Source organism: Pseudomonas sp. MF7453 (genome assembly GCF_016405455.1).
GTDB classification, from domain to species: Bacteria; Pseudomonadota; Gammaproteobacteria; order Pseudomonadales; family Pseudomonadaceae; genus Aquipseudomonas; species Aquipseudomonas paralactis.
Window position 1 is genome coordinate 228,567 of the sequence record NZ_JAEKCN010000002.1, and the last position, 25,914, is coordinate 254,480.

General features: G+C 59.9%; 24 protein-coding genes and 2 pseudogenes. 10 read left to right on the forward strand and 16 right to left on the reverse strand.

The genetic code is table 11. The features are described from left to right. Positions 1–30: 30 nt before the first annotated feature. A complete protein-coding gene (locus JFT63_RS04920) occupies positions 31–372 on the reverse strand; it encodes a hypothetical protein (protein ID WP_057702761.1) in 342 nt (113 codons plus the stop codon). A gap of 45 nt (positions 373–417) precedes the next feature. Continuing rightward, positions 418–1,062 carry an ATPase gene (locus JFT63_RS04915; RefSeq protein ID WP_186560162.1) on the reverse strand — a complete coding sequence of 215 codons (645 nt, stop codon included), beginning with the start codon at positions 1,060–1,062 and terminating at the stop codon, positions 418–420. A gap of 137 nt (positions 1,063–1,199) precedes the next feature. Here JFT63_RS04915 and JFT63_RS04910 point away from each other — a divergent pair, with 137 nt between their 5' ends. Then, positions 1,200–1,484 carry a hypothetical protein gene (locus tag JFT63_RS04910; protein ID WP_198843556.1) on the forward strand — a complete coding sequence of 95 codons (285 nt, stop codon included), beginning with the start codon at positions 1,200–1,202 and terminating at the stop codon, positions 1,482–1,484. Here the strand turns inward: JFT63_RS04910 and yfcF are convergent. The 3 genes from yfcF to JFT63_RS04895 form a co-directional block, all read right to left on the reverse strand. Continuing rightward, positions 1,443–2,075 (reverse strand): glutathione transferase, encoded by a 633-nt coding sequence (gene yfcF, locus JFT63_RS04905; protein ID WP_198843557.1) that lies wholly within the window; start codon positions 2,073–2,075, stop codon positions 1,443–1,445. The genes JFT63_RS04910 and yfcF overlap by 42 nt on opposite strands. A gap of 102 nt (positions 2,076–2,177) precedes the next feature. Further along, on the reverse strand, positions 2,178–3,350 hold the full coding sequence (locus tag JFT63_RS04900) for an MFS transporter (RefSeq protein WP_186560168.1): 1,173 nt from the start codon (positions 3,348–3,350) through the stop codon (positions 2,178–2,180). A gap of 197 nt (positions 3,351–3,547) precedes the next feature. Then, positions 3,548–4,099, reverse strand: a complete 552-nt coding sequence (locus JFT63_RS04895; RefSeq protein WP_198843558.1) for a DUF924 family protein — start codon at positions 4,097–4,099, stop codon at positions 3,548–3,550. Between the two features lie 102 nt (positions 4,100–4,201). Here JFT63_RS04895 and JFT63_RS04890 point away from each other — a divergent pair, with 102 nt between their 5' ends. After that, positions 4,202–5,356, forward strand: a complete 1,155-nt coding sequence (locus tag JFT63_RS04890; protein WP_198843559.1) for a DUF1624 domain-containing protein — start codon at positions 4,202–4,204, stop codon at positions 5,354–5,356. A gap of 209 nt (positions 5,357–5,565) precedes the next feature. On the opposite strand, the gene metE is transcribed toward JFT63_RS04890, so the two are convergent. Further along, positions 5,566–7,854 (reverse strand): 5-methyltetrahydropteroyltriglutamate--homocysteine S-methyltransferase, encoded by a 2,289-nt coding sequence (gene metE, locus JFT63_RS04885; protein ID WP_057702754.1) that lies wholly within the window; start codon positions 7,852–7,854, stop codon positions 5,566–5,568. Positions 7,855–8,198: 344 nt separating this feature from the next. Between metE and JFT63_RS04880 the strand changes: the two genes are divergently transcribed. The 4 genes from JFT63_RS04880 to JFT63_RS04865 all read left to right on the forward strand — a co-directional run bounded on the left by JFT63_RS04880 (position 8,199) and on the right by JFT63_RS04865 (position 12,265). Then, the gene (locus JFT63_RS04880; RefSeq protein WP_198843560.1) at positions 8,199–9,296 is read left to right on the forward strand and encodes a carboxynorspermidine decarboxylase; all 1,098 of its coding nucleotides are present in this window, start codon (positions 8,199–8,201) and stop codon (positions 9,294–9,296) included. Between the two features lie 28 nt (positions 9,297–9,324). Continuing rightward, positions 9,325–10,569 (forward strand): saccharopine dehydrogenase family protein, encoded by a 1,245-nt coding sequence (locus tag JFT63_RS04875; protein WP_057702753.1) that lies wholly within the window; start codon positions 9,325–9,327, stop codon positions 10,567–10,569. A 194-nt stretch (positions 10,570–10,763) separates the two neighbouring features. Then, positions 10,764–11,531: a methanethiol S-methyltransferase gene (mddA, locus tag JFT63_RS04870; protein ID WP_198843561.1), complete on the forward strand. Its 768-nt coding sequence runs from the start codon at positions 10,764–10,766 to the stop codon at positions 11,529–11,531. A gap of 494 nt (positions 11,532–12,025) precedes the next feature. Then, positions 12,026–12,265 carry a DUF6124 family protein gene (locus JFT63_RS04865; RefSeq protein WP_198843562.1) on the forward strand — a complete coding sequence of 80 codons (240 nt, stop codon included), beginning with the start codon at positions 12,026–12,028 and terminating at the stop codon, positions 12,263–12,265. A 392-nt stretch (positions 12,266–12,657) separates the two neighbouring features. Here JFT63_RS04865 and glsB read toward each other — a convergent pair whose 3' ends face one another. The 3 genes from glsB to JFT63_RS04850 form a co-directional block, all read right to left on the reverse strand. Next, a complete protein-coding gene (gene glsB, locus JFT63_RS04860) occupies positions 12,658–13,566 on the reverse strand; it encodes a glutaminase B (RefSeq protein ID WP_057702750.1) in 909 nt (302 codons plus the stop codon). Positions 13,567–13,621: 55 nt separating this feature from the next. Further along, positions 13,622–13,966, reverse strand: coding sequence for a hypothetical protein (locus JFT63_RS04855; RefSeq protein ID WP_057702749.1), 345 nt, complete (start codon positions 13,964–13,966; stop codon positions 13,622–13,624). Positions 13,967–14,039: 73 nt separating this feature from the next. Further along, positions 14,040–14,450, reverse strand: coding sequence for a hypothetical protein (locus JFT63_RS04850; protein WP_198843563.1), 411 nt, complete (start codon positions 14,448–14,450; stop codon positions 14,040–14,042). A 109-nt stretch (positions 14,451–14,559) separates the two neighbouring features. Here JFT63_RS04850 and JFT63_RS04845 point away from each other — a divergent pair, with 109 nt between their 5' ends. Next, positions 14,560–15,414 carry an AraC family transcriptional regulator gene (locus tag JFT63_RS04845; protein ID WP_057702747.1) on the forward strand — a complete coding sequence of 285 codons (855 nt, stop codon included), beginning with the start codon at positions 14,560–14,562 and terminating at the stop codon, positions 15,412–15,414. On the opposite strand, the pseudogene JFT63_RS30010 reads toward JFT63_RS04845, so the two are convergent. Next, positions 15,299–15,682 (reverse strand): annotated as a pseudogene (locus JFT63_RS30010) (energy transducer TonB); the annotation flags it as partial. The gene JFT63_RS04845 and the pseudogene JFT63_RS30010 sit on opposite strands and share 116 nt — an antisense overlap. A gap of 2 nt (positions 15,683–15,684) precedes the next feature. Here JFT63_RS30010 and JFT63_RS04835 point away from each other — a divergent pair. Further along, positions 15,685–15,774: pseudogene (locus JFT63_RS04835) on the forward strand (helix-turn-helix domain-containing protein); the annotation flags it as partial. On the opposite strand, the gene JFT63_RS04830 reads toward JFT63_RS04835, so the two are convergent. The 5 genes from JFT63_RS04830 to JFT63_RS04810 all read right to left on the reverse strand — a co-directional run bounded on the left by JFT63_RS04830 (position 15,761) and on the right by JFT63_RS04810 (position 20,954). Beyond that, positions 15,761–16,642 carry a LysR family transcriptional regulator gene (locus JFT63_RS04830; RefSeq protein ID WP_057702746.1) on the reverse strand — a complete coding sequence of 294 codons (882 nt, stop codon included), beginning with the start codon at positions 16,640–16,642 and terminating at the stop codon, positions 15,761–15,763. The pseudogene JFT63_RS04835 and the gene JFT63_RS04830 overlap by 14 nt on opposite strands. A gap of 120 nt (positions 16,643–16,762) precedes the next feature. Continuing rightward, entirely contained in the window at positions 16,763–17,380 is a 618-nt protein-coding gene (gene ycaC / locus JFT63_RS04825) for an isochorismate family cysteine hydrolase YcaC (protein ID WP_005787666.1), read from the reverse strand. Between the two features lie 24 nt (positions 17,381–17,404). Then, the gene (locus JFT63_RS04820; protein WP_057702745.1) at positions 17,405–19,243 is read right to left on the reverse strand and encodes an amidohydrolase; all 1,839 of its coding nucleotides are present in this window, start codon (positions 19,241–19,243) and stop codon (positions 17,405–17,407) included. Further along, complete coding sequence (locus JFT63_RS04815; protein WP_198706834.1) at positions 19,240–19,830, reverse strand: antibiotic biosynthesis monooxygenase; 591 nt, start codon at positions 19,828–19,830, stop codon at positions 19,240–19,242. The genes JFT63_RS04820 and JFT63_RS04815 overlap by 4 nt, the downstream gene beginning before the upstream one ends. Positions 19,831–20,048: 218 nt before the next feature. Continuing rightward, a complete protein-coding gene (locus JFT63_RS04810; protein ID WP_057702743.1) occupies positions 20,049–20,954 on the reverse strand; it encodes a LysR family transcriptional regulator in 906 nt (301 codons plus the stop codon). 203 nt (positions 20,955–21,157) lie between these two features. On the opposite strand from JFT63_RS04810, the gene JFT63_RS04805 reads away from it, so the two are divergent. Both JFT63_RS04805 and JFT63_RS04800 read left to right on the forward strand, forming a co-directional pair. Continuing rightward, positions 21,158–21,556 carry a helix-turn-helix domain-containing protein gene (locus tag JFT63_RS04805; protein WP_057702742.1) on the forward strand — a complete coding sequence of 133 codons (399 nt, stop codon included), beginning with the start codon at positions 21,158–21,160 and terminating at the stop codon, positions 21,554–21,556. A 58-nt stretch (positions 21,557–21,614) separates the two neighbouring features. Continuing rightward, positions 21,615–24,386 (forward strand): ATP-binding protein, encoded by a 2,772-nt coding sequence (locus JFT63_RS04800; protein WP_198843564.1) that lies wholly within the window; start codon positions 21,615–21,617, stop codon positions 24,384–24,386. Here the strand turns inward: JFT63_RS04800 and JFT63_RS04795 are convergent. After that, positions 24,333–25,838, reverse strand: a complete 1,506-nt coding sequence (locus JFT63_RS04795; RefSeq protein ID WP_198843565.1) for a winged helix-turn-helix domain-containing protein — start codon at positions 25,836–25,838, stop codon at positions 24,333–24,335. The two genes, JFT63_RS04800 and JFT63_RS04795, sit on opposite strands and share 54 nt — an antisense overlap. Positions 25,839–25,914 lie beyond the last annotated feature (76 nt).

The window sequence follows — 25,914 nt, forward strand, 5'->3', positions numbered from 1 at the left end:
CTGACTGGCTCCGGTCAAGCCTCTCCCACATTATTTGCAGTCCTGGGCCGCCTGCTCAAGCCGCGATGGCTTGATTGCCGAAACCAGCGGCTTGCGCTCATACAGCGACACTTTGGTACCGTCCTGGGACTTGTAGGCTTCCAGCACATCATCGGCGGCGATCTTGCTGGTCAACAACACCTTGGCGTGACGGGAGTTCTGCGTCACGGTCGAGCTGATGCCGTGCTTTTCCAGCTTGGGCAATAGGCATTGCACATAGCCTTCGGGGGTCTTGGCGGTTTGCAGGGTCAGCGACGGGGCATTGGGAGCCGTAATACAACCAGTCAGCAACAGGGCAGCAAAGGCCACTGCCGGGGCGAAAAAAGAGCGCATACAGATTCCTGAAAATAACCAATAGGGTTCACATCCACTCGCGAATCAACCTGCGCGAACCAGGGCCTTGAGCGACACATCGAACTGCTTCAGGGCGTCTTGCTGTACATCTCGCTGCTGCTCGATCAACGCGGCAATCTCCGGCGCTGCCTTGCCGTGCACCCACACTGACGGCACTTGCCTGTCCATCGAGCCTTCGGCCTTGGCGATATATTGCAGGTTCGCGTCATAAAAACGTGCTGCAAAGCGTGCCTCAACCCGGTCGTTACGCTGGGTCAGCAACTGGTTATGGGTATCGAGCACCACCACCACATCCGGATGCGCCTGCACCATGTCATCCAGGGAGCTATAGACCGTCACCGAGAAAAAAGCGCCCTGCAGCGAGTTCATCAACCAGTCGATAGCCAGTTCCGGATCGGAGCTGTTGACGAACGCCTGGCGAATCCGCCCATCCAGGGCATCCTTGGCGCCGTTCATTGCCATGGCATGATAGCGCTCAAGGTAGATGAGGTTGTCGCGGGTGTTTTCGCTGAACAACACCCCTACTGTCTGGGTGCGTTGCAGGGATTCTACGCTAGCGGCCAGCGGCAGCAAATGGCCTGTACGCAGCTCATCAGCAATCGCCGGGGTGGTCATGACGGTGGTGCCCAACATCAGGGCCATTAAAGCAAGCTGGATAATCGTCCTCATCGCGCATTTCCTTGAGCTGCGTCTGGATGGGCAGATTTTGCGCGTTTGGCGAAAAAACAGAACTTGTGATCCTTGATGGTGACTATCATTTGAACCGATAGTGTCAGGCAGCCCATAAAACCTATAAGGACCCCGCCATGAAGCCCTACCAGAAAACCTTCGACCGCATCCGCGATGCCGTACTGCCGGAATTTCGCGAGCGGGTCGCCGATTACCTGGTCGAGTATGAAACCGTACTGCTGGACCCAAACGCCGGCGCCGAACAACGCTCGGCCAGCGCCCAGCAACTGCGTGGTTACCTGCGAGGCTTGAACACCATGCGGGTGCTGGGCATGGCCCACTGGGAGGACCTCGACCGGCGTGTCAAGGAAGAGTGGCAGCTAGAGCACCGGCCGTTGCAGGTTGACCCACTCCCGAACTGACGGGCGTTGCCACTGGCGTTGCGCGTACGCCACCAGCTCGGCCGGCACGGCGTCGCCGTTAAGGATCAGGCGATTGAGCATCACCGCCAAATCCACATCGGCGATCGACCACTGACCAAACAAATACTCGGGGTTGCCCGCCAGTAGTGCCTGAGCAGCGCTGATCAACTTGCCCGCAGCAGCCTGCGCCATCGGCGATAAAGGCGGCATCTGCTGCCCGTAGAACACCACCAGGGTTGAACGCTCCTGACGAATTGGCAGCAAGTCACTGCGTAACCATGCCTGAACCTGCCGCGCCCTCGCCCGCTGCTGCAGACCCGCCGGGTAAAGGCTGATCGGGGGATAAGCCTGGTCCAGGTACTCAGTAATTGCCGAAGATTCCGACAACGTAAAATCACCGTGCTCCAGAGTGGGTACCCGTTGGGTCAGGGAGCGCTGAGCGTAATCCGCCGACTGGTTTTGCCCAGCGTCCAGGTCCAGGGTAATCGTATCGAACGCCAGGCCTTTTTCCCGCAGGGCGACAAACACCGACATGGCGTAGGGGCTGGTGAACAGCGAATCAACGTAGAGGCGCAGCGGGGGTTGGCTCATGGGCTATCTCCGAGAATGAAACACCACGCTACGAGATCCGAGTCGATAAAGATAATGCAGGGTTTTTATGGGGGCATTCCTGGGGGGAATACAAAAGCCACCCTATGTCTGGCTGCTCCTGTTGTTTGCCAGTAAAACTGTCACCAGCGCTCCCAAGACGCCTAAACCAAGGGTTAGTAACGCCACGCCATGCATTCCAACGGCAATGAGCAGTGATGCTAATGTTGCGAATAACAGAGCGACTAACTGTTGCAAGAAACTAAACAACATCATTGCCTCAATACCAGGGTATTTTTTTACCGCCATGGACGCGACGCAGGGATAAATCATTGCCTGGGCATACCAGACTGCTAGATATGCAAAGAACATAAAGTGGCGATCCAAGTGCTTTAGGGTTGTTAATAAAAATACAGACACCGCAAAAAGCAGCACACCGCTGGCCATCATTGAAAGTGCAGAAAGGCTAACCGACCTAAGTGCACACCTTACGGATAGCGCCCCGAGCCAATAGGCACCCCCCAGCCATACGCCAAACATACCGTACTGCGCGCCATTCCACTCTAATAGCGCGTCGAAGACGTAAACACCTACACCTTGGTACACAACAAACACCCCATAACCACATCCGCCTAGTATGACCGGCAAATAAAAGCTGGGATGACTGACCATGGCTGCATACCTTGGAGGTCCGACTCGCTGCTGACTAGCAATATCCAAAGCAGACAGAGTCTCTCTTACGGGCAGCATCAGTATAGCGGTGATGACTGAGCCGCAAGCCATGACCACTGCCACCACCTCCCAGCGAAAAAAAGAAACCAATAAACCGCTTGCGACTTGTCCTGCCGCCAGCGCAAAAACAAATGAATAGGATAAAAGGGATAAATTTCTCGCCAAGTGACCCCCCGAGAAAACCTCCGATAACAATGCGCGCCCCAGCAACGCCGCCCCACCGCCACCAAAGCCTTGCATCAGCCTGGAAAGATAAAAGCTTTTATCATCACAAGCCCACACGGATAAAAAACTCCCGCTAAAGAAGATGCAGCAAAACCCCAAAAGAACTGCTGAACGACCAAATAACCGAATAAGGTGATCGGCAAAAATCAATGGAAACGCGGCACCGCTCAAATACATCAATAAGGCGTTGTAGCCTTCAGCCTCACTCATACCGAGCGCATAAATGATGTAAGGCGTGGCGGGAAGATAAAGTGTCACGCCCAGCTGGGCCATCACGGTGGTGCTGCAAGCTAAAATCAGTATCCGCACATTCGGCTGCACGTCCTGCGCCTCAGGTTAGTTATCCTGATAATGATGTTTGAGCACGCAGAAGAACTTTACAAGCAAGCAAAGTATAGGATTCAACCTAAAAATTTGTAGGCAAATTCTTCAAGTAATCACAGGTCTCCCCCAAACTAACCGATGCATCGTGATGTTGAATCAGTGAAAGGTGATTAAGCAAACACTCTTGCTCCGCCCTACCCCGCAAACCCTCCCTCATCCAAAAAAACCTGCTCCGCTGCTGTCGTAGCCCTGCCCAACACCGCATTGCGATGGGGAAACCGCCCAAACCGCTGGATAATATCGGCATGTTCCTTGGCCCAGTGGTAGGTGTTGGCATCCAACTGCTGGTTAAGCGCTAACGAGCGCTGCTGGTCTTGCGGGTCTTCGGAATGTTCAAACGGCAAATAACAAAACGCGCGTAACTGCGGATCGATCTGTTGATCCAGCCCGGCCTCCACCATCTGCTGCGCATAAAAACGCGCCAGCGGGTCGGTGGCGAACATGTGCGCCGTGCCGCGAAAAGCGTTGCGTGGGTATTGGTCGAGCAAAATCAATAACGCCAGTGCGCCATCGGCCGTGGCCAGCCAACCGTCGAGCTCGCGCCGCGCTGCTTGCATATGGGTAGTGTGGAAGGTGTCGCGAAAGGCCGTATCGAAGCCTTCGTCCTTGGCGAACCAGCGCTTGGGACCGGCCTGTGTCCAGAACTCAATCACGGCCTCGGCCGGTTGTGTGGTGGTGTGTGTCATGGGTACCTCCCCATCAGTTCGCAGATAAGATCCAGCGCGGCAATGCGCAGTTTAATGTTATAGGATAACGCTAATTTCTCGTCTTGCCTGTGATCCTTGCCCATGACCGACGCTGTTCCCCTCCGTCAACGCCTGCAATCCATCGATGCCCTGCGCGGCCTGGTGATCCTGTTCATGCTTCTCGACCATGTGCGTGAAACCTTCCTGCTGCACCGTCAGGTCAGCGACCCGATGAGCATCGACAGCATTGAGCCTGCGCTGTTTGCCAGCCGCACCCTGGCCCATCTGTGTGCGCCGGTATTTGTGTTACTCACCGGATTGTCGGCATGGCTTTACGGCCAGAAATATCAGGGACGACGCGATGTGTCGGCCTTTTTGTTCAAGCGCGGACTGTTCCTGGTGGTGCTGGAATTCACCCTGGTCAATTTCGCCTGGACCTTCCAGTTGCCGCCCAGCGTGATCTATATGCAGGTGATCTGGGCCATCGGCGTGAGCATGATCGCCCTCGCAGCGCTGGTGTGGTTGCCGCGCCCGCTGCTGATCACCTTGGCGCTGGTGATCATCGTCGGGCATAACCTGCTCGACGGGGTGCACTTTGCCCCCGGGTCGGCGTTGCAGACTGGCTGGTCAATCCTGCATGAGCGCAGTTGGATCCAGGTGTCGGAAAACCTGCGTCTGCGCGTGACTTATCCAGTGCTGCCATGGATCGGTGTGATCGCCCTGGGCTATGGACTGGGGCCATGGTTTGCCACTACCGCACTGCCAGCTGTGCGTCAGCGTCATCTGCTGATCGCGGGTGTGGCGGCATTAATGGGCTTCGTGCTGCTGCGGGCAGTCAACGGCTACGGCGAGCAGCCTTGGTATGCGTATGACAATGGCGTGCAGACCCTGATGAGCTTCTTCAACATCACCAAATACCCGCCGTCGCTGTTGTTCCTGGCGTTGACGTTGGGGGTTGGATTGTTGCTGTTGCTGGCGTTCGAACGCGCCGGGTCTAAGCGCTGGATAGGCGTGCTGGCGGTGTTTGGTGCGGCGCCGATGTTCTTTTATCTGCTGCATCTGTATGTGTTGAAGGTGCTGTATGTCGCCTGTGTGGGGTGGTTTGGGCTCAACCACGGCAATTACTTCGGCTTCGACAGCATGGGTGCGGTGTGGCTGACGGCGTTGGTGCTGCCGCTGGTGTTGTACCCGCCGGTACGTTGGTTTGCGGGGCTCAAAGCGCGCCGGCGCGATATCGCCTGGCTCAAGTACCTCTGACCGGGGCTGGGAGGCAAGCCCTAATGCCAGTCAGTTAAGCGTACATCGCCCTCTGTAGGAGCGAGCTTGCTCGCGAAGGTCGTCAACGATGACGCCGGCATCCTGAATGAACGCGGCGCCTATGAGTTTTTCGCGAGCAAGCTCGCTCCTACAAAAACCTTAACTGACTGGCATTTAGGGCAAGCCTCCTCCCACACTTGCAGACAATATCAGGCCAATTCAGCGCGTAGTTGGCGGGCGGCGGTGACCATGTGAATGAGCGCCGCCTCCGTCTCCGGCCAACCGCGGGTCTTCAAGCCGCAATCGGGGTTGACCCACAAACGCTCTGCCGGAATCCGCTTGGCAGCCTTGCGCAGCAAGTTAGCCATCTGCGATACATCGGGCACCCGTGGCGAGTGGATGTCATACACGCCGGGGCCGATGTCGTTCGGGTAGTCAAAGGCCTCAAAGGCATCAAGCAACTCCATGTCCGAACGCGAAGTTTCGATGGTGATCACGTCGGCATCCATCGCCGCGATGGACTCGATCACATCGTTGAACTCGCTGTAGCACATATGAGTGTGGATCTGGGTTTCGTCTCGCACGCCGCCGGCGCAAAGGCGAAACGCTTCGGTGGCCCAGTCGAGGTAGTGTTGCCACTGTGCCTGGCGTAACGGCAAACCTTCGCGGAACGCGGCTTCGTCGATCTGCACGATCCTGATGCCGGCGGCTTCCAGGTCCACCACTTCGTCACGAATCGCCAGGGCCAGTTGCCGAGCCTGCACTTGGCGGCTCACATCTTCCCGTGGGAACGACCACATCAGCATGGTTACCGGGCCGGTCAACATGCCCTTCAACACCTTGTCGGTCAGCCCCTGGGCATAGCGGATCCATTCCACGGTCATGGCTTTCGGGCGGCTCAGGTCACCGACGATCACCGCCGGTTTCACGCAACGGGAACCATAACTCTGCACCCAGCCGAAACGGGTGAACGCGTAGCCATCCAGTTGCTCGGCGAAGTACTCGACCATGTCGTTACGCTCGGCTTCACCGTGCACCAGCACGTCCAGGCCAAGGTTTTCCTGCACTTGGACAGCGTGCTTGATTTCGCTGTGCATGGCTTCGACGTATTCGGCTTCGCTCAACTTGCCGGCCTTGTACGATTGACGTGCCAGGCGGATCGACGCGGTTTGCGGGAAGGAACCAATGGTAGTGGTCGGGAACAGCGGCAGGTTCAGGCCGGCGCGCTGCTTCTCGATACGCTGGGCAAACGGCGACTGGCGTTGGCTGTCCTGCTCGGTGATGGCGGCGACGCGAGCCTGTACGGCAGGCTTGTGGATCCGCGTCGATGCCTCACGAGCAGCCTGTACGGCACGGCTTTCAGCCAGGGCGGCCAGTACGCCGGGCGCCTCGGGCTCGTCGACAGCCCGGGCCAGCAACGCCACTTCTTCGCACTTTTGCACGGCAAAGGCCAGCCAGCTTTTCAATTCGGCATCCAGCTTGTCTTCACGGGCGAGGTCTACCGGGCTGTGCAGTAGCGAGCAGGACGGCGCAACCCACAGGCGATCGCCCAGCTTTTCATGGGCATGCTGCAAAGTGGCCAGGGCCTTTTCCAGGTCGCAACGCCACACGTTGCGGCCATTGACCACGCCCAGGGACAACACCTTATAAGCCGGCAGGCGATCAAGGATGGTCGGGTACTGGTCCGGTGCACGCACCAGGTCGATATGCAAACCATCAACCGGCAAGTTGGCCGCCAGGCCGAGGTTTTCTTCCAGGCCACCGAAGTAGGTAGCCACGAGTTTTTTCAGCGGGTCACGCTGGATCAGGTTATAGGCACGCTCAAACGCGTTCTTCCAGTCCTGCGGCAAATCGAGCACCAGGATCGGCTCATCAATCTGCACCCACTCCACGCCCAGATCCGCCAGGCGTTGGAAGATCTGGCCGTACAGCGGCAACAAACGCTCAAGCAGATCAAGCTTGTCAAAAGCGTCGCCCTTGGCCTTGCCCAGCCACAGGTACGTCAGAGGGCCAATGACGACAGGCTTGACGGTGTGGCCCAGGTCACGGGCTTCCTTGACCTCTTCGAACAGTTGATCCCAGCCCAGGTGGAACTGCTGGTCAGCGCTGAACTCCGGCACCAGATAGTGATAGTTGGTATCGAACCACTTGGTCATCTCCTGGGCGTGAGCACCGGCGCAGCAGCTGTCACTGACGCCGCGAGCCATGGCGAACAACGTGTGCAACGTGGCGTGGCCATCGGCCGGGCGGAATCGCTCGGGGATCACGCCGAACATCAACGAATGGGTCAGCACCTGGTCGTACCAGGCGAAATCACCGACGGGTAGCAGCTCGATGCCGGCTTGTTGTTGCAGCGCCCAGTGAGTCTTGCGCAAATCACGGCCAACGGCGCGCAGGCCGGCTTCGTCGAGCTCGCCCTTCCAGAACGCTTCCTGCGCTTTTTTCAGTTCACGATCGCGTCCAATGCGTGGAAACCCGAGGGAATGAGCGACTGCCATGACTTACAACTCCGATGGTGTGATTGATGGCGGTCATTGTCGGCAGAGGGGTGTCTTGAGACAAACTCATTCTGTTCTAGATCATCACAAGATTTACTCATGTTCAGGTAAGCATGACATTCGCGGCGCTATTGTTGATGTGTGGGGTGCCAGGACGGCCGTCATCGCGGCCTCGCTTAGGCTCGAGCGCTCCCACAGGAGGCGGCATGATTCTTATGAACGGTCATACTTACGCCCTATGCTTAACGTGGCGCGCAAAATCCGCCGGCTAACCTTTCGATCTGCCCCAAGTGCGGGCACAATGCGTGTCCTTTTTTGGCAGGCACCGCCGCAGGCTCTCAAAAATGATCAAAACGCCGTATTACCTCATCGATAAACAGAAGCTTCTGGTCAACATGCAGAAGATTGCCTACGTGCGCGAGCAGTCCGGCGCCAAGGCTCTGCTGGCGCTCAAGTGCTTTGCCACCTGGTCGGTGTTCGACTTGATGCAGCAATACATGGACGGCACCACCTCGTCGTCGCTGTACGAGTTGAAGCTGGGCCGCCAGAAGTTCGAAGGTGAGGCGCACGCCTACAGCGTGGCCTGGGCCGATGATGAAATCGAAGAGATGCTGGAGAACTGCGACAAGATCATCTTCAACTCCATCAGCCAGCTGCAGCGCTTTGCCGAGCGCAGCGAAGGCAAGACCCGTGGCCTGCGCGTGAACCCACAGGTGAGCAGCTCCGACTACCTGCTGGCCGACCCGGCGCGCCCGTTCAGCCGTCTGGGCGAGTGGGACCCGGTGAAGATCGATGGCGTGATCGATCAGATCTCCGGTTTCATGTTCCACAATAACTGCGAGAACGGTGACTTCAGCCTGTTCGACAAGATGCTCGGCACCATCGAGGAACGCTTCGGTGAGCTGCTGCACAAGGTCAAGTGGGTCAGCCTCGGCGGCGGCATCCATTTCACCGGTGAAGGCTATGCGCTGGACGCGTTCTGCGCGCGCTTGAAGGCATTTTCCGAGATGTACGGCGTGCAGGTGTATCTGGAACCCGGCGAAGCGGCGATCACTAACAGCGCCTCCCTGGAAGTCACCGTGCTCGACACCCTCTACAACGGCAAAAACCTCGCCGTGGTAGACAGCTCCATCGAAGCCCACTTGCTGGACCTGCTGATCTATCGCCTCAACGCCAAGCTGGCGCCGAGCGAGGGTGAACACACCTACATGGTGTGCGGCAAATCCTGCCTGGCCGGGGACATCTTCGGCGAGTATCAATTTGATCGTCCGCTGGCCATCGGCGATCGGCTGTCGTTCATCGACACCGCAGGCTACACCATGGTCAAGAAAAACTGGTTCAACGGCCTGAAAATGCCGTCCATCGTAGTGAAACAACTCGACGGTACAGTCGAGGTGGTTCGTGAATTTGGTTACGACGACTACCTGTCCAGCCTTTCCTAAGCTGGCGGATACAGGAGAAATAAAGCAATTGAAAAAGAACGTTCTTATCATTGGTGCAGGAGGTGTCGCCAAGGTGGTGGCCCACAAGTGCGCGCAGCACAACGACGAACTCGGTCGTATTGCTATCGCGTCGCGCAACATCTCCAAATGCCAGGCCATCATCGACAGCGTCAAGGCCAAGGGTAGCCTCAAGGTTCCCGCCGAAATCCAGGCCTTTGCGCTGAACGCCCTGGACGTGGAAGCGACCAAGGCCCTGATCCGCGAGACCGAGTCGCAGATCGTTATCAACGTAGGTTCCGCGTTCCTCAACATGTCGGTGCTGCGTGCCTGCATCGACACGGGCGTTGCCTACCTCGACACCGCCATCCACGAAGAGCCGGGCAAGGTCTGCGAGACCCCGCCGTGGTACGGCAACTACGAATGGAACCACCTGGAAGAATGCAAACAGAAGAACATCACCGCCATCCTTGGCGTGGGCTTCGACCCGGGTGTCGTCAACGCGTATGCCGCGCTGGCGCAGCAACAGCATTTCGACCGCATTGATTCGATCGACATTCTCGACGTCAATGCCGGCTCCCATGGCAAATACTTCGCCACCAATTTCGATCCGGAAATCAACTTCCGCGAGTTCACCGGGCAGGTGTGGAGCTGGCAGAACAGCCAGTGGACCAGCAACACCATGTTCGAAGTCAAACGCACCGACGACCTGCCGGTAGTCGGTTCGCAAAACCTCTACCTTACCGGCCACGATGAAGTGCACTCGCTGTCGAAAAACCTCGACGTGCCCAACGTGCGGTTCTGGATGAGCTTTGGCGAGCACTACATCAACGTATTCACTGTGCTGAAAAACCTCGGCCTGCTCTCGGAAAAACCGGTCAAGACCGCCGAAGGCCTGGAAGTGGTACCGTTGAAAGTGGTCAAGGCCGTGCTGCCCGACCCGTCATCGCTTGCCCCGGGCTACACCGGCAAGACCTGCATCGGCGACCTGGTCAAAGGCACCAAAGGCGGCCAGCCACGCGAGATGTTCATCTACAACGTGGCCTGTCATGAAGAAGCCTTTGCCGAGACCGACAGCCAGGGCATCTCCTACACCGCAGGCGTACCACCGGTGGCCGCAGCACTGCTGGTTGCACGTGGCGAGTGGGATGTGAAGCACATGGCCAACGTTGAGGAACTGCCGGCTGAGCCGTTCCTCAAAGCGCTGGATGTGATGGGGTTGCCGACTCGAATCAAGGACGAGAACGGTGATCGGGCTTGGGATGCGATTGCCTGAACAGGTGATTGCTGACTGACAAAAGAATGCGCCCCCAGGGGCGCATTTTTTGTTTAGGCAAGCACACCGTTCAAACCCGGGAAATTTCATCGCCAATCCGTCTAAGCAACTGTCAATTTCCACAGGTTACGGGCCGTGCGAAAACCACTAGCCTGACTCGCTTACCCCTTCACCATGCGCGAAAGGAATCGTCCATGAACCCGTCAAAACAAACCAACAACCTGACAGTGTATCTGGCGTGGCTGCTCTACAGCATCGCCTGCTACCTGATTTTCCTGACCACGTTTTTATACCTCATAGGCTTCACAGGTGGCGTGCTGGTGCCCAAGACCATCAACGATGGGCCAGCTGTCGACTGGCCGCTTGCAGCGCTGATCAACGGGCTATTGGTGATTATGTTTGGCATCCAGCACAGCCTCATGGCGCGTAGAAGCGTCAAGAACGCAATGGCCGCGCTCATTGCCCCAGTGGCTGAACGCTCCACCTATGTGCTGCTCAGCAGCCTGGTGCTTGGGGTGATGTTCTGGTTGTGGCGACCCATTCCATACACCGTCTGGGAGATTGAAGCGGCTTGGGCCAAGGCACTGTTGTCAGGCTTGTTCTGCCTGGGTTGGGTCATCGTACTGCTGGCAACCTTCCTGATCAGCCACTTCGAACTGTTCGGATTAAAACAGGCCATTGATCATTGGCGAAACACCCCGCAGAAGGCGGCGATATTCAAAACACCGCTGTTCTACCACCTCGTGCGTCACCCGATGTACCTGGGTTTTTTGATCGCGTTCTGGGCAACGCCGCATATGACGGCAGGCCATCTGTTGTTCGCGCTGGGGATGTCGGTTTATCTGTTCATGGGCGCCCGTTTCGAAGAAAGGGACCTGGTGCGACTGTTTGGTGAGCGGTATCGACGGTACCAGCGTGACGTGGGCATGATCATGCCGCGACTCAGAAAACGACACCGTTAACCTCCGGTAGGAGCGAGCTTGCTCGCGAAGATCGCCAACGATGACGCGGGCAACCTGGATGACCGCAGGGCCTGGGCGTTTTTCGCGAGCAAGCTCGCTCCTACAGTGATCGTTGGCGCTGTGTCAGCCAGCATATCCGGCACTGAAAAACCGCTATCGCAGGCAAGCCAGCTCCCACAGAGGATTTGCGGCGTCAGGATATTTCCCACAACTGTTTCAGGTTGTCGCTCGGAATTTCGCTGACTAACCTCTGGACCGTCGCTGCCAATTCAGCGGCCGGATTTGACCGTCCGACCTTGTTAACGAACTGCTACGCCCTGCACCTCTTCAGGCGTTTTTTTTGTGCCTGAGGTATTGTGTCGCGGCAGTTGTGCGCGGGATACCTTCGGGTATGCCGGGTTCGTTGACAACCGGTCGGTCAACCCGCGTACAGCTGCCACCCTCTTCGCTTGACCGCGAACGCTGGCGGCTCCACTTGTCGACGGAGTTTTACCATGATTAAAGACACCCCAAATCCCCCAGAAACGCTCTTTACTGTGCGCCCCGGCCTGGGCATCGAAACCCTGCTGATCAACGCCTCCCAGGATCTAGCCTCCATCAGTGACATCGCTACTCATCTAGCCTTTGAAATCGACGGTACCCAACGCAACGTAGCACTGGGCATCTGCCGCATGCTCGAAGGTGTGCAGTTGCTCGTAGACAAGGCACTGGATGACACCCACCCAGCCACTTGACCTGATGATCGTGCCGCGCCCTTACCTACTGTAGGAGCGAGCTTGCTCGCGAAGATCGCCAAGGAGGACGCGGTTAACCTGGATAAGCGCAGAGCCTGTGAGTTTTTCGCGAGCAAGCTCGCTCCTACAGTGTGGATGCTGGCTCGGGTTCTGGGGCGTTTCCCACAACTGTTTCAGGTTGTCGCTCGCAAGTCCTGAATGAAGCCTGCCCCGCCACGTAAAGCCAGGTCATACCCCCACCCTCCAAAGCACTGAAGATGCAAATGTGGGAGGGGGCTTGCCCCCGATGGCGGTGAATCAGTGACAGGTAAGCTGAGTGACACCGCTATCGGGAGCAAGCCCCTCCCACATTGTGTTTTATAGTGCCTGTTGCTTAGCGTCCCACCGCGCCTCTAAAACACCGACCACCCAATCCGCTCACTCAACAACTCCAACGCCTTCATCCCCGCCAACGAATTCCCCGCTGCGTTCAACTCCGGCGACCACACGCACACCGTGAACTGCCCCGGCACCACCGCGACGATCCCGCCACCTACCCCGCTCTTGCCGGGCAAGCCCACGCGGTAGGCAAAATTGCCCGCCTCGTCATACAGCCCGCTGGTGGCCATGATCGAGTTCACCTGTTTGGTCTGCCGCGCCGTCAAGATTTGCTCGCCACTGTGGGCGCTCACGCCTTCGTTGGCCAGGAAGCTGAAGGCTCGTGCCAGGTCCAGGCAGCTCATCTGCAACGCGCAGTAGTTGAAGTAGCTGTGCAGCACTGCATGCACGTCGTTATGGAAGTTGCCGAAAGATTTCATCAGATAGGCCATGGCCGCATTGCGCGCACCGTGCTGGGCTTCGGATTCGGCGACCACGCTGTTGACCAGGATTTGCGGGTTGCCCGACAGGCGCCGTACGAAATCGCGCATCGACAAAATCGGCACGGCGAAGCGCGATTGGTTAATGTCGCAGATCACCAGGGCGCCGGCATTGATAAACGGATTGCGCGGGCGGCCGCGTTCGAATTCCAGTTGCACCATGGAGTTGAATGGTTGCCCTGAGGGCTCATGGCCCAGGCGCTCCCAGATACTTTCGCCACCATGGTCGATGGCCTGTACCAGGCTGAAAACCTTGGAGATGCTCTGCACCGAGAACAGCGTGTCGGCATCACCGGCGCTGTAGGCCGTGCCGTCGTTGCCGTAGACCGCGATCCCGAGTTGGTTGGCCGGCACGTCGGCCAGCGCAGGAATATAGTCAGCCACTTTGCCGAGGCCGATCAGGGGGCGCACTTCGTCGAGAATCGACTCCAGCAGCGCCTGCATATCTTGTCCTGTCATCATTGTTTAAATCAGTGATAAGCGAGGCGCGGAGGATACGTTAATGAGCGCGGAAGCCCCACACAATCTCTACCACCCGCTCGGCAATCACCACATACACCAGGATCAATAACACTTGCAGCGCCAGGTGATAAGGCAGCTTGGCCAGTCGGCGAATGCCGTCGCTGACATTCAACAACATCAACAACGTCGACAGAATAATCAGCCCCCAACCGGCGATGTTAGAGGCGAACACCCCGATAAATAACTCACGCCGCCCCATTAACGTATCGGTGCCCGCCGCAAACAACAGCGCACACACCAACAGGTTTTTCACGTTGTCGAAAATCTGGGTGCTCAGGTCGTTTTCCAGCAACGCCAGATACCGCGTCCATAAGCTGCGCATACTTGAGTACCGAGTGGGAAGGCTCGTCACTCAAGGTAGTTCATTTACAGGCGCTGTCGAGCCAGGGCGCGGCTTAGAAATGCGCGGCATCCGACACCCGCTCATCCAGCACATCCTCAGCCAGTGCCCAGGCACGGTCGCTGGACTCCACCACCAGCAGCGGGTACCCCCAGGCCTTGCCGAACGTCACGGCAAATGGCTTGAGGGCCAGGCGCTTGGCCGCACTGGGTTCGACCTGGATCATGCCTTTGACGTACGCACGCAAGGCCGCTTTGTTTTTCTTCATCCAGATCGAAGCGTGCCTGCGCTCCTCATGGGAGTGGGCATGGTTGTTTTCATCCACGGCTTTTTCGTGCAGCAGCACAAAAGGTTGTTTGCGCGCCAGCAGCCGTTCGAAGATCAGGAAGGCATCTTGCGCCCCGCCCTCATTGGGGGCGTCAAACACGATTTTCACCACGGGGAAAGTTGAACTGTCGAGTCGCATGGCAAAGCTCCTTGGATGAGATTTATTCTCATCATAAAAGCCTGCGCGCTGGACGGCATTGCACAAAATAGCCAGAATATTTCGCAATCCAGCCAGAGCAATCATCCGCATGGTCCATCATCGCCTCGACCAGTACGACCCCAGCAGCGTGCGCGACGCCGCGGCGATCCCGCGCCCGGTGGTGGCCGTAGGTGCCTCAAGTACCTGCGAACGCTGGGAGCACACCCCGCACCATCATCAGCATGGGCAATTGATCTACACCTTGCGCGGCGTGGTGCATTGTGTGATCGAGGCCGGTATCTGGATCGTGCCGCCGCAATGCGCCTTATGGATTCCCGGCGGGGTATCCCACGCAGCAAGGGGCGCCGGGGAAGCGGATGTGTATTGCCTGTTGATCGATCCCGACGCCGCCAGTGCCCTGCCCCGACAATGTTGCACGCTGGCGGTGTCGCCCTTGCTGCACGCATTGATCGGCAAGGCTGTGGGTTTCCCGCAGCTCTACGATGAAGACGGCGCCCAGGGCCGGCTGGTGGCGACATTGCTCGATGAATTGGCCCAGGCCCCCATCGAAGCCCTGCATTTACCGATGCCCCAGGACCCACGTTTGACGCGACTGGCCAACAGCTTGCTCGCCAACCCCGGCGACAAGTCCACTTTGGGCGAGTGGGCCACGCGCATCGGCATGAGCGAACGCAGCATGACTCGCCTGCTGCTGGAAGAGATCGGTTTGAGTTTCGGTCGCTGGCGCCGGCAGCTGCATGTGATCCTGTCGTTGCAGCGCCTGGCCAACGGCGAGAGCGTACAAACCGTGGCCCTGGACCTGGGCTATGAAAACGCCAGCGGGTTTATCACCATGTTCCGCAAGGCCACGGGCCAACCGCCAGCGCGTTATCTGGCGCAGCGCATGAGTTCGCCCAGCCAGGGAGCACAACCGGGTATTGCGATGCGCGAGGGGATCGCTTGAATGCATGTTGCTGAAACGCCCTCATCGGCGGCGAGGGCCGGATAAACAACGGGTGACAACCGTCCAGTACTTTGGGGTTTTCCACGCGGCCTTGGGTGTTGACGGTGTATTCCACTGAGCAGTCGCCTTCGAGGTTCTTGTCCAAGGCGCGCTCGGGGTAGTCCGGCGCGGCCTTGCTCAAGGGTTGGTACTGGCGGCTGTCGAAAACCTCGGTGGGCGCAGGCACGGCAGCTCGGGCTTTTTCAGAGGCCGCACGTTCCTGATTCAGGCTTCAACGACGCGGCGAACTTTCGGCGCTCTTTCAAACGTTGGACCGGCAGCACGCCCACTCTGATTCGTCAGCTGTTCAGCAGCCGCTAGCCAAGCGTTCGCGCAGGAACTCCACCAGCGCCTGCACTGGCCGTGAGCTCTGCCGGTGCTGGGGATATACGGCCGACAATGTCAGGGCTTGCGGGGCGAATTCGTCCAACAGGCTAACCAGGCGACCGTCCTTCAAGGCATCCCCGACAATAAAGGTCGGCAGGTAAGTGATGCCCAGGCCGGCGATGGCGGTGTCGCGCAGCAAATCGCCGTTATTGACCCGCATACGTCCGCTCACATTGAGTGCTTGCAGCTTACCCTTGAAGCGCCATTGCACCTGGCGCCCGTGCCCGTAGGGCAGGCAGTCGTGGTCGGCAAGATCGTCAGGTTTTTGCGGCGTGCCACGCAGGGCCAGGTAATCGGGGCTGGCGCAATACACCCGCGGGATGCTGGCGATGCGGCGGGCGATCAGGGTGGAATCTTCCAGGGTGCCGATGCGCAGCACCAAATCGTAGCCTTCGCCGATCAGGTCTACCGGGCGGTCACTGAGATCAACCTCCACCGACACGTCGGGATAGCGCTGCAGGAACAGCGGCAACAGACAACCCAGATGCGCCATGGCAAACGAAAGCGGCGCACTGAGGCGGATTGTGCCGCGCGGTTCGCTGTTCTGGCCGGCAATGCCCTGCTCTACCTGCTCGACATCACTGAGCAGGCGCAAGGCGGATTCGTAGTAACTCTGGCCCAGCGGCGTAACATCCAGGCGCCGCGTGGAGCGGTTGAGCAGGCGCACGCCCAGCCGTTCTTCCAGCTGGATCAGGCGGCGGCTGACAAACTGCTTGGACAGGCCCAGTTGCTCGGCGGCGGCGGTGAAACTGCCGGACTCCATGACCTGACAGAACAGGCGCATGTCTTCGAAGGGGTTCATTGTCGCTACTCGGTGGACGATGGGCTGTTTTATAACCGGTTGGTCGCAGCACCACAAATCAAATGTGGGAGGGGGCTTGCCCCCTCCCACAAGGGATTACCGACAAATTTCGAGAACCGGTTACTTGGCAGTAAACGCCGAGTAGCTGTTCATCAGGTTGCGGTAGTTGGGGATGCGTGGCGACAGCAGGTTGGCCAGGCCTTCCATGTCGTTGCGCCAATCCACTTGCAGCTCGCAGGCTACCGAGAACCAGTTCACCAGTTGCGCACCGGCGGCGGTCATGCGTGCCCAGGCGGCTTGTTGCACGGTTTCGTTGAAGGTGCCGGAGGCATCAGTGACCACAAACACTTCGAAGCCTTCGGCCAGGGCGCACAGGGTTGGGAAGGCAACGCACACATCCGTCACCACACCGGCAATGATGATCTGCTTACGGCCGGTGGCCTTGACGGCCTTGACGAACTCTTCGTTGTCCCAGGCGTTGATCTGGCCAGGGCGAGCGATGTAAGGCGCGTCCGGGAACAGTGCCTTGAGTTCGGGCACCAATGGGCCGTTGGGGCCACTTTCGAAGCTGGTGGTCAGGATGGTCGGCAGGTTGAAGAACTTGGCTACGTCGGCCAGGGCCAGCACGTTGTTCTTGAATTCGTTGGGGGAAAAATCCTGCACCAGCGAGATCAGCCCGGTTTGGTGATCGACCAGCAGGACAACGGCGTCATCTTTGTTCAAGCGCTTGTAAGTCATGGGTTAACTCCTTCGATTTGCTGATTAAAAGGCGAAGCACGAGCAGCCGAACGCACCCCAGAAACCCTGGAAGTCGCTGACCGGCACGCTGGAAAGACGGGCTTTTTCATGGCTGTGGGCGTGTACGCCACAGGGGCCGCTGCATTGATGCACCTGCGCCTGCATCGGCGAAGTCGGGCGCCAGTGCCCCGGCACCTTGACCACCGGCGACCAGTCCGGCAGCACCGGCACGCGCGGCGGTGCGTAATCTTCGAAGTCGCCGGCGCCGTAGACGACCTTGCCGCCGACCACGGTGAGTACCGACTCGATCCACTTGATCGCTTCTTCATCGACACTGAAAAAGTCCGCCGACAGCGCTGCAACATCAGCCAACTGGCCGACCTTGATTTGGCCTTTCTTGCCCTGCTCGGACGAGAACCAGGCGCTGCCGTGGGTAAACAATTCCAGCGCGGTAAGGCGCGGCAAGCCCTCGGCGTGCAGCTCCAGGCCGCCGACCGTGCGGCCGCTGACCATCCAGTACAACGAGGTCCAGGGGTTATAGCTGGAAACCCGCGTGGCATCGGTGCCCGCCCCTACCGGCACGCCTTCGGCAAGCATGCGTTTGATCGGCGGCGTGGCTTCGGCGGCTTTGGCGCCGTAGCGCTCGACAAAGTACTCCCCCTGGAACGCCATGCGATCCTGAATCGCGATGCCGCCGCCAAGGGCGCGTACCCGTTCGATGTTTTTCGGGGTAATGGTTTCGGCGTGGTCGAAGAACCACGGCAGGCCATTGAACGGAATGTCACGGTTGACCTTCTCGAACACGTCGAGCATACGCGAGATGGATTCGTCGTAAGTGGCGTGCAGGCGGAACGGCCAGCGCTGTTCCACCAGGTGGCGCACCACCGGCTCCAGCTCCTGCTCCATGGTCAGCGGCAGGTCCGGACGTGGTTCGAGGAAGTCTTCAAAGTCGGCTGCCGAGAACACCAGCATTTCCCCGGCACCGTTGTGGCGCAGGTAGTCGTCGCCCTGATGCAGGGTGACACTGCCGGTCCAGTTCTTGAAGTCGCTGAGTTCTTCCTTGGGCTTTTGGGTGAACAGGTTGTAGGCGATGCGCACCGTCAGCTGCTGGTCCTTGGCCAGTTGCTCGATCACCGCGTAATCGTCCGGGTAGTTCTGGAAACCGCCGCCGGCATCGATAGCGCTGGTCAGCCCCAGGCGATTGAGTTCGCGCATGAATTGGCGGGTGGAGTTGACCTGGTATTCCAGCGGCAGCTTCGGGCCTTTGGCCAGGGTCGAATACAGAATCATCGCGTTGGGCCGCGCCACCAGCATACCGGTGGGGTTGCCGTTGCTGTCACGCACGATCTCGCCGCCCGGTGGGTTCGGCGTGTCTTTGGTGTAGCCGGCCACACGCAGCGCTGCACGGTTGAGCAAGGCGCGGTCGTACAGGTGCAGCACGAACACCGGGGTATCCGGCGCGGCCTGGTTGAGTTCTTCCAGAGTCGGCATACGTTTTTCGGCAAACTGGAATTCGTTCCAGCCGCCGACCACGCGCACCCATTGCGGCGTGGGCGTGCGATCTGCCTGGTCCTTGAGCATACGCAAGGCGTCGGCCAGGGACGGCACGCCTTCCCAGCGCAGTTCGAGGTTGTAGTTCAGCCCGCCACGGATCAGGTGCAGGTGCGAGTCGTTGAGGCCGGGGATGACGGTGCGGCCCTTGAGGTCGATCACCTGGGTGCCGCTGCCGCGCAGGGCCATGGCCTCGCCGTCAGTGCCCACAGCGACGAAGCGCCCGTCGTGGATGGCGACGGCGGTGGCGCGTGGGTTTTCCCGGTCCACAGTGTGGAACTGGCCATTGAACAAAATCAGATCGGCGTTCATAGGGTTTCCTTTACAGAGGCTTCAAGCCAGGGAGCGAACAGGCGGGTGGCCGCTGGCATCAGCAGGTACACCACCAACAGCACAATGGTGAGGGTGACCAGGAAGGTCGAGACCACGTAGTTGGACAAAAATGGATGCAACCGCAGGATCGGCCCCCAGATAAAGGGCAACAGCAAGGTTTGCGGCAGGATCACAAACAGGCTGACCACCGCCTGCTTCCAGCGCGGCGGCTTGGCGGCGCCATCGGCCTGGGGCGCGAACCAGAACTCATTGGCGCCGCCGATTTCAGTCTGGTCGCCGTCAGCCAGCATCGGCGCGGCTTCGTCGATCAGGGCCTGGCGTTGTGGAGAGTCAAGCCACAGCTCCAGGGCATCGGTGGAGCTGTAGCGCAATACGCAAGTGAACAGGGCCGTGCCGCTTTGCTGGCTGCGTACCACATCGACGCCCAAGTGGCCGGGACGCTCGCCGGCGATACGCACGATGCGCCGTAGCCAGGCTTCATATTCGGCTTCACGGCCGGGCTTGACCCGGTGCTTGACGACCAGCGTGACGACTTCGTCAGAGCTGGTTTTAGATGTTGGGTCCATGATTGGGTGACTCCCCCGCAGAATTAAGCGATGGGAGGAGTTTGGTGGGAATTGGAAGCGCAGAATTGGATGTATGTGCTGTTGTGGGAGGGGCCTTACCCACTGTAGGAGCGAGCTTGCTCGCTAAAACCGTCAACGAAAAAGCGCGCTTTCTAAATGAACGCAGCGCCTGTGGGTTTTTCGCGAGCAAGCTCGCTCCTACAGGGGATCACCGACAGTCAGTTCGCCGCCATATGCTCGGCAATCCGCCCGCGTAGCCAGCGCTCTGCCGGGTCATTGTCATGCACCCCACTCCACACCATCGACAGCTCTGCCGCATCAATTGCGAACGGTGGGTCTTCGGCGCGCAAACGCGTGCCCTCGGTCAGCGCACAGGCGGCATAATCCGGCACGGTGGCGATGATCTGCGTACCCGCCAGCAATGCGCGCAGGCCGCTGAACTGCGGCACCGCCAGCACCACCCGCCGCGAGCGGCCGATGCGCGCCAGGTCCAGGTCGATGTTGCCGCTAAGGTCACCCGAAAATGACACCATTGCGTGGGGCCTGGCGCAGTAGTCGTCCAGGCTCAGCGGCGCCTGCCCGTCATCGCCGCGCAGTACCTTGCAGGGAATATCCCGTAGTTTTTTGCGCTTGGCGTTGGCCGGCAGTTCGGTGGTGTAGCTCACCCCGACCGAGATTTCACCGCTGGCCAGCAGCGACGACATCAACAGGTAATTGGCCCGGCGCACCACCACGATGATGCCCGGGGCCTCTTCGCGCAGTTGGCTGAGCAACGCTGGAAACAGCCCAAACTCGGCATCATCGGACAGGCCGATACGAAACACCGCGCAACTGGTGGACGGGTCGAAATCCTTGGCGCGACTGACGGCGCCCGAGATGGTGTCCATGGCCGGTTGCAGCTCCTTGAGTATGGCCACCGCCCGTGGCGTGGGTTCCATGCCGCGACCGTTGCGCAGCAGCAACGGGTCATCGAACAAATCACGCAGACGGCCCAGCGCCGCACTGACCGCCGGCTGGCCCATAAAGAGCTTTTCGGCGACTCGAGTCAGGTTTTTCTCGAACATCAGGGCCTCGAAAATCACCAGCAGGTTCATGTCGACGCGGCGCAAGTCGTTGCGGTTCATGGCGGTATCCAGACGATTTACAGGGGGTAAGCAAAGCATGACCTCGATGTCCGGGATTGCATAGCCGTGCTGTCTTTTATGCGAGCGCACCTGGCGAAATTAACAACGATTAACTCGTCAGCCAGGCGGCCGAGCAACAAGATGAGCCACGTCTACACTGCATCCATTCACGGGAACGCTCCCATCGACTGCGGATATTTGTCATGGCCCGACTAGAGCAATATGCCCCTCGTTTGTCCGCCACCGGAGGCCTGTGCCCCCGGCGCGAGCGCATCGCCAAGCAACTGATCCTCGCCAACCTCGGTGAAAGCCTGGCCATCGCCGACCTGGCTCAGGCCTGCGCCTTGTCGCGCAGCCATTTCTCCCGCGCCTTCAAATGCAGCACCGGAGTGTCGCCCCAGGAATGGATCCGTCAACAGCGGATCCTGCGGGCCAAGGAATTGATCACGGGTTCATCCTTGAGCCTCACGCAAATCAGCCTGGAATGCGGATTCTGCGACCAGGCGCACTTCTGTCATATGTTCACGCGCAGCGAAGGCGTGAACCCGATGACCTGGCGAAATCACCACTCGCGCTCCAAGCCTGACGTGATCGCCGCCTAGTGGTCTTCGTGCAGCTGGAATATGCTGGCCCAACCCCTACTCCAGAACCAGGGCAACCATGACAGACCTGAGCGACCAGGCCGTGCACTTCGGCCCTTATTGCATCCACCCGCGCCAGCGCCTGGTGCTGGAGGCCGGTCGCCCGTTGCGTCTGGGGCGGCGGGCGGTGGACATCCTGCTGATTCTGCTGGAGCAGGCCGGCAATGTGGTAAGCAAGCAAGAGCTGATCGCGCGGGTCTGGCCCAGAAGCGTGGTGGAAGACGGCAACCTGCGGGTACACATGGCGGCATTGCGCAAGGCACTGGGTGACGGCCAGGCCGGGCAGCGCTATATCGTCACGGTCGCCCAGCGCGGCTACAGCTTTGTTGCGCCACTGAGCATCGAACCGATGACGCTACCCACCGACGGCGTTCCCCAGCGCCCGCGCCATAACCTGCCGCTGCGACGCACGCGAATGATCGGCCGCCAGGCCCTGATCGACGCCCTGGTGCAGCAACTGCCGCAGCAACGCTTCATCACCCTGACCGGCGCCGGTGGCATCGGTAAAACCACCGTGGCCCTGCGTGTCGCCGAGTTGCTGATCGGGCATTACCGCGATGGGATTCATCTGCTGGACCTGGCGCCGCTGAGCGCCGCGTCGATGATCCTGCCCAACCTCGCCGCCCTGCTGGGCCTCACGCCCGGCGAGAATGCGCCACTGGTCAGCTTCGCCCGCAGCCTGCAGGCGCGCCAGATGCTGCTGGTGATCGATAATTGCGAACACCTGCTCGACGACATTGCCCTGATCAGCGAAACCCTGTTGCGCCATGCGCCGCACCTGCACATTCTCAGCACCAGCCGCGAAGCCCTGCGCGCCGAGGGTGAACATGTACAACGCCTCGAACCGCTGGCCTGCCCGCCCGCCACCGGCAACCGGGCCCAGGCGCTGGGTTACCCGGCCATGCAATTGCTGATCGAGCGGGCGATGTCCCATCAGGAAAGCTTTGCCCTCAGCGAAGCCGAATTGCCGCTGGCCATTGATATTTGCCAGCGCCTGGACGGCATTCCCCTGGCGATCGAACTGGTCGCCGCGCAGATCGAACGCTTTGGCTTGCAGGGGCTGCTGGTACAAATGGAGGACAACTTCCGTCTGCTGACCCGCGGACGGCGCAGTGCCCTGCCCCGCCAGCAAACTCTGCGGGCCACCCTCGACTGGAGTTTTGACCTGCTCACCGAATGCGAAAAAATCTGCCTGCGCCGGCTCGCCGTGTTCCGCGGTGGCTTCAGCCTGGTCAGCGCAGCGGCGGTGATCGCCGGGGACAATATCGCACCGGCACAGGTGCTCGGTTCCATCACCCAACTGGTGGCCAAGTCACTGTTAAACGTGGAAGCCAGCGATGACGAGATGGTTTATCGCCTGCTGGATATCACCCGTACCTACGCGTTGGAAAAGCTCAGCCAGGCCGGCGAGCTGCAAACCACTCGAGAACGTCACGCCGCCAGGTGCCTGACGCTGATGGAACAGGCGCAAGGCGACTGGGAACTGATCGCCACGCAACCCTGGATCGAACGTTACGCACCGCTGCGCGAGGACGTGCGCGCCGCCCTCGATTGGGGCTTTAGCGAGACAAACGAGCACCTGTTGGCCATTCGCCTGACGGTCAGCGCGATGCCGCTGTGGCAGGAGCTGTCGTTATTACGCGAGCATGGCGGTTATGTGCATAAGGCCCTGGCGCTGATTGATCAGGTCAAGGCCCCTTGCAACCAACTGACCCTGCAATTGCAGTTGGCCCTGGGCAGTCTTTCGTACCATGCCCTGGGCCCCGCGCCCCAGACCGTTGCAGCCTTTGTGGGAGCTGCACGGCTGGCCGAAATCAATCAAGACCGGGCCGGCCAGTTGCGGGCAGTCTCAGGCCATATGGCCGTGAACCTGTGTGCCGGGCGCTATGCCGAGGCGCTGGAGCAAAGCGTACAGTTCGAACGCCTGGACCCGCGCACCGAGCCGCTGCTGGACCTCAGCGTTCAACGCTTGCGCGCGCTGGGCCAGCACTACATGGGTCATCAAGCGCTGGCCCGTCATCATGCCGAGCAGGTGCTGCAGCGCATGACCCACAGTGGCCATGTGAACCGCTTCGCCCATGGCGTTGGCGTGCAATACGATCAAAACGTCGCGTCCCTGACCATCCTGGCGAGAGTCCTGTGGCTACAGGGTTTTCCCGAGCGCGCCTGGCGTACAGCCAGCCAGGCGCTGGAGATGGCGCTGCAGATCAATCATGGCACATCGATCTGCTACACCCTGGCGTTGGCCGGCGTGGTAATCGCCCGCTACAACGGCGCCGAACAGGACGCTCAAACGCTGCAAACGCTGCTGCTGGAGCAATCCCACAAGCATTCGGTGCAACTGTTCCAGACCTGGGCCGGACATTACGCCGGCATCCTGGGTGAACAGCATTTGCAGGGGCTGGGACTGATCAAGGACACCTTGATCACACTCGGCTGCTGTGAAGCCGACGAGGCCGCCTTTGAAAGGGCACGCAGCGGTGCTGCCGGCTGGTGCGCCGCGGAAATTCTGCGGGTGCGTGCCGAACAGTGGGCGCGCCAGGGTGATAGCCGTGCGGCTGAAACGCTGTTGCTCCAGGCGCTTGGCCTGGCACAGCAGCAAGGCGCCCTCGCCTGGGAGTTGCGGTGTGCTTACTCCCTGGCGCAACTGTGGCAACAGCAAGGGCGCATTCTGGCGGCCAGGGACCTGCTGAGTCCGATCCACGCGCAATTTACCGAAGGCTTCGCCACCCGGGACCTACTGTGCGTGCGCGGCCTGCTCGATGAGTTGCAGGACAAACGGCCGGCCTGAAATCACGTCCAGGCAGTCGCCATAACCTTGCTGCAACCGCTGCACCTGAGCCGGATCACGCAGTTGCGCCAAAGCGTAGCTGCGCACGCAGTTGAGCAGCCGGTAACGCGGCAGGCCCAAGCCCGGTTCGATGACCAGCAGCGAGGTATTGACCAGACGCGCCAGCAGATAAGACAGGTCGGCGTGCTCAAGCTCGGTACCGCGCACCATCTCGCTTAAAGTGGGCAAGGTCACCGCCATCTTGAACAAGCCCAACTGCAAGAACAGCCAACACTGCGGCAGGCTCAGACGCTCGTAGCTCCACTCCAGGGCAGCGCTCATGGATCGATGGTGTTCCAGCGCTGTGCGGCGCCCGCGCGTAAGCCCCTGCAAGCCGCTGCGCAATTGCTGATGCACTGCGCCGATGCCCAGTGCATCGACTTGGGCGGCCGCCAGTTCGAGCGCCAACGGGATACCGTCCAGGCGCCGACAAATATCGCGCAACGGCGCCAGGTCCTGCGGCCGCAACACAAAATCCTGCTGGCTGGCACGGGCGCGGGCGACGAACAGTTGCACCGCGGGACACGCCATGGCCTGCTCGACACTGCGGCACACCGAAGCTGATGGCAGCGTCAGCGGGGGTACACGCGACACCCACTCGCCGGGCGCCAGCAAGGCTTCGCGACTGCTGATCAGGACAGTCACTTCGGGCGCTCGTTCGCGCAGTGCGCGCACCAGTTTTCGACAGGCACCCAGCAGCAGGTCCGCACCGTCGAGTACCACCAGCAACTGGCGCGAGGCCAACTGACGAGATACCTCATCGAGACTGTCGGTGGGTGTGAGTTGCACGACCGTGGCGAGGCTGGCGAGCAGTTCTCCAAGCGTTTGCACGCAGGCCATGTCGAGCCACCACACCCCGTCGCGATAGCGCGGCAACACGCGCTCGGCCAGAGCCAGGGCCAGCGTACTTTTGCCGACGCCGGCCACGCCGGTGAGGGTCAGCAAGCGCTGCCCGGACAAGCGCCGCGCCAACTGGCTCACCCACTCGTCTCGACCGAATACCGGGCTGAGCCGGGCAGCCAGGTTATGCGCGGCCGGCTGCGTCGGCACAGTCGCTTGCACGAGGCCGGTGAAGCAGTACCCACGCTGGGGGTGATTGAGGATCAGGCGTTGCCCGTCCAGTGCCCGACGCAACGCGGCAATATGCACGCGCAGGTTATTGTCTTCGACGATGCTGTTGGGCCAGACCCGTTCGATCAAGGTGGCCTTGCTGATGAACTGCCCCGGCGCTTCCAGCAACACCGCCAGAATATCCAGAGCACGGCCGCCCAACGGCACCGGCCAGCCAGACTTGCTGACCAGGCGCTGTTGCCGATGAAAGGTATAGGGGCCGAAGCTCAGCGTCGCAGAATCTTGCATGTCCGTAACAGCGCTGAAACACCCGTGCTTGAGTGCCTGCGCATCCTTTTCCATGGGCTCGGCCCTATCTTGCCAGCTAGCGATGACAGGACAATGCTGGCACGGGGAGCGATACGGACAATCGAGTGCC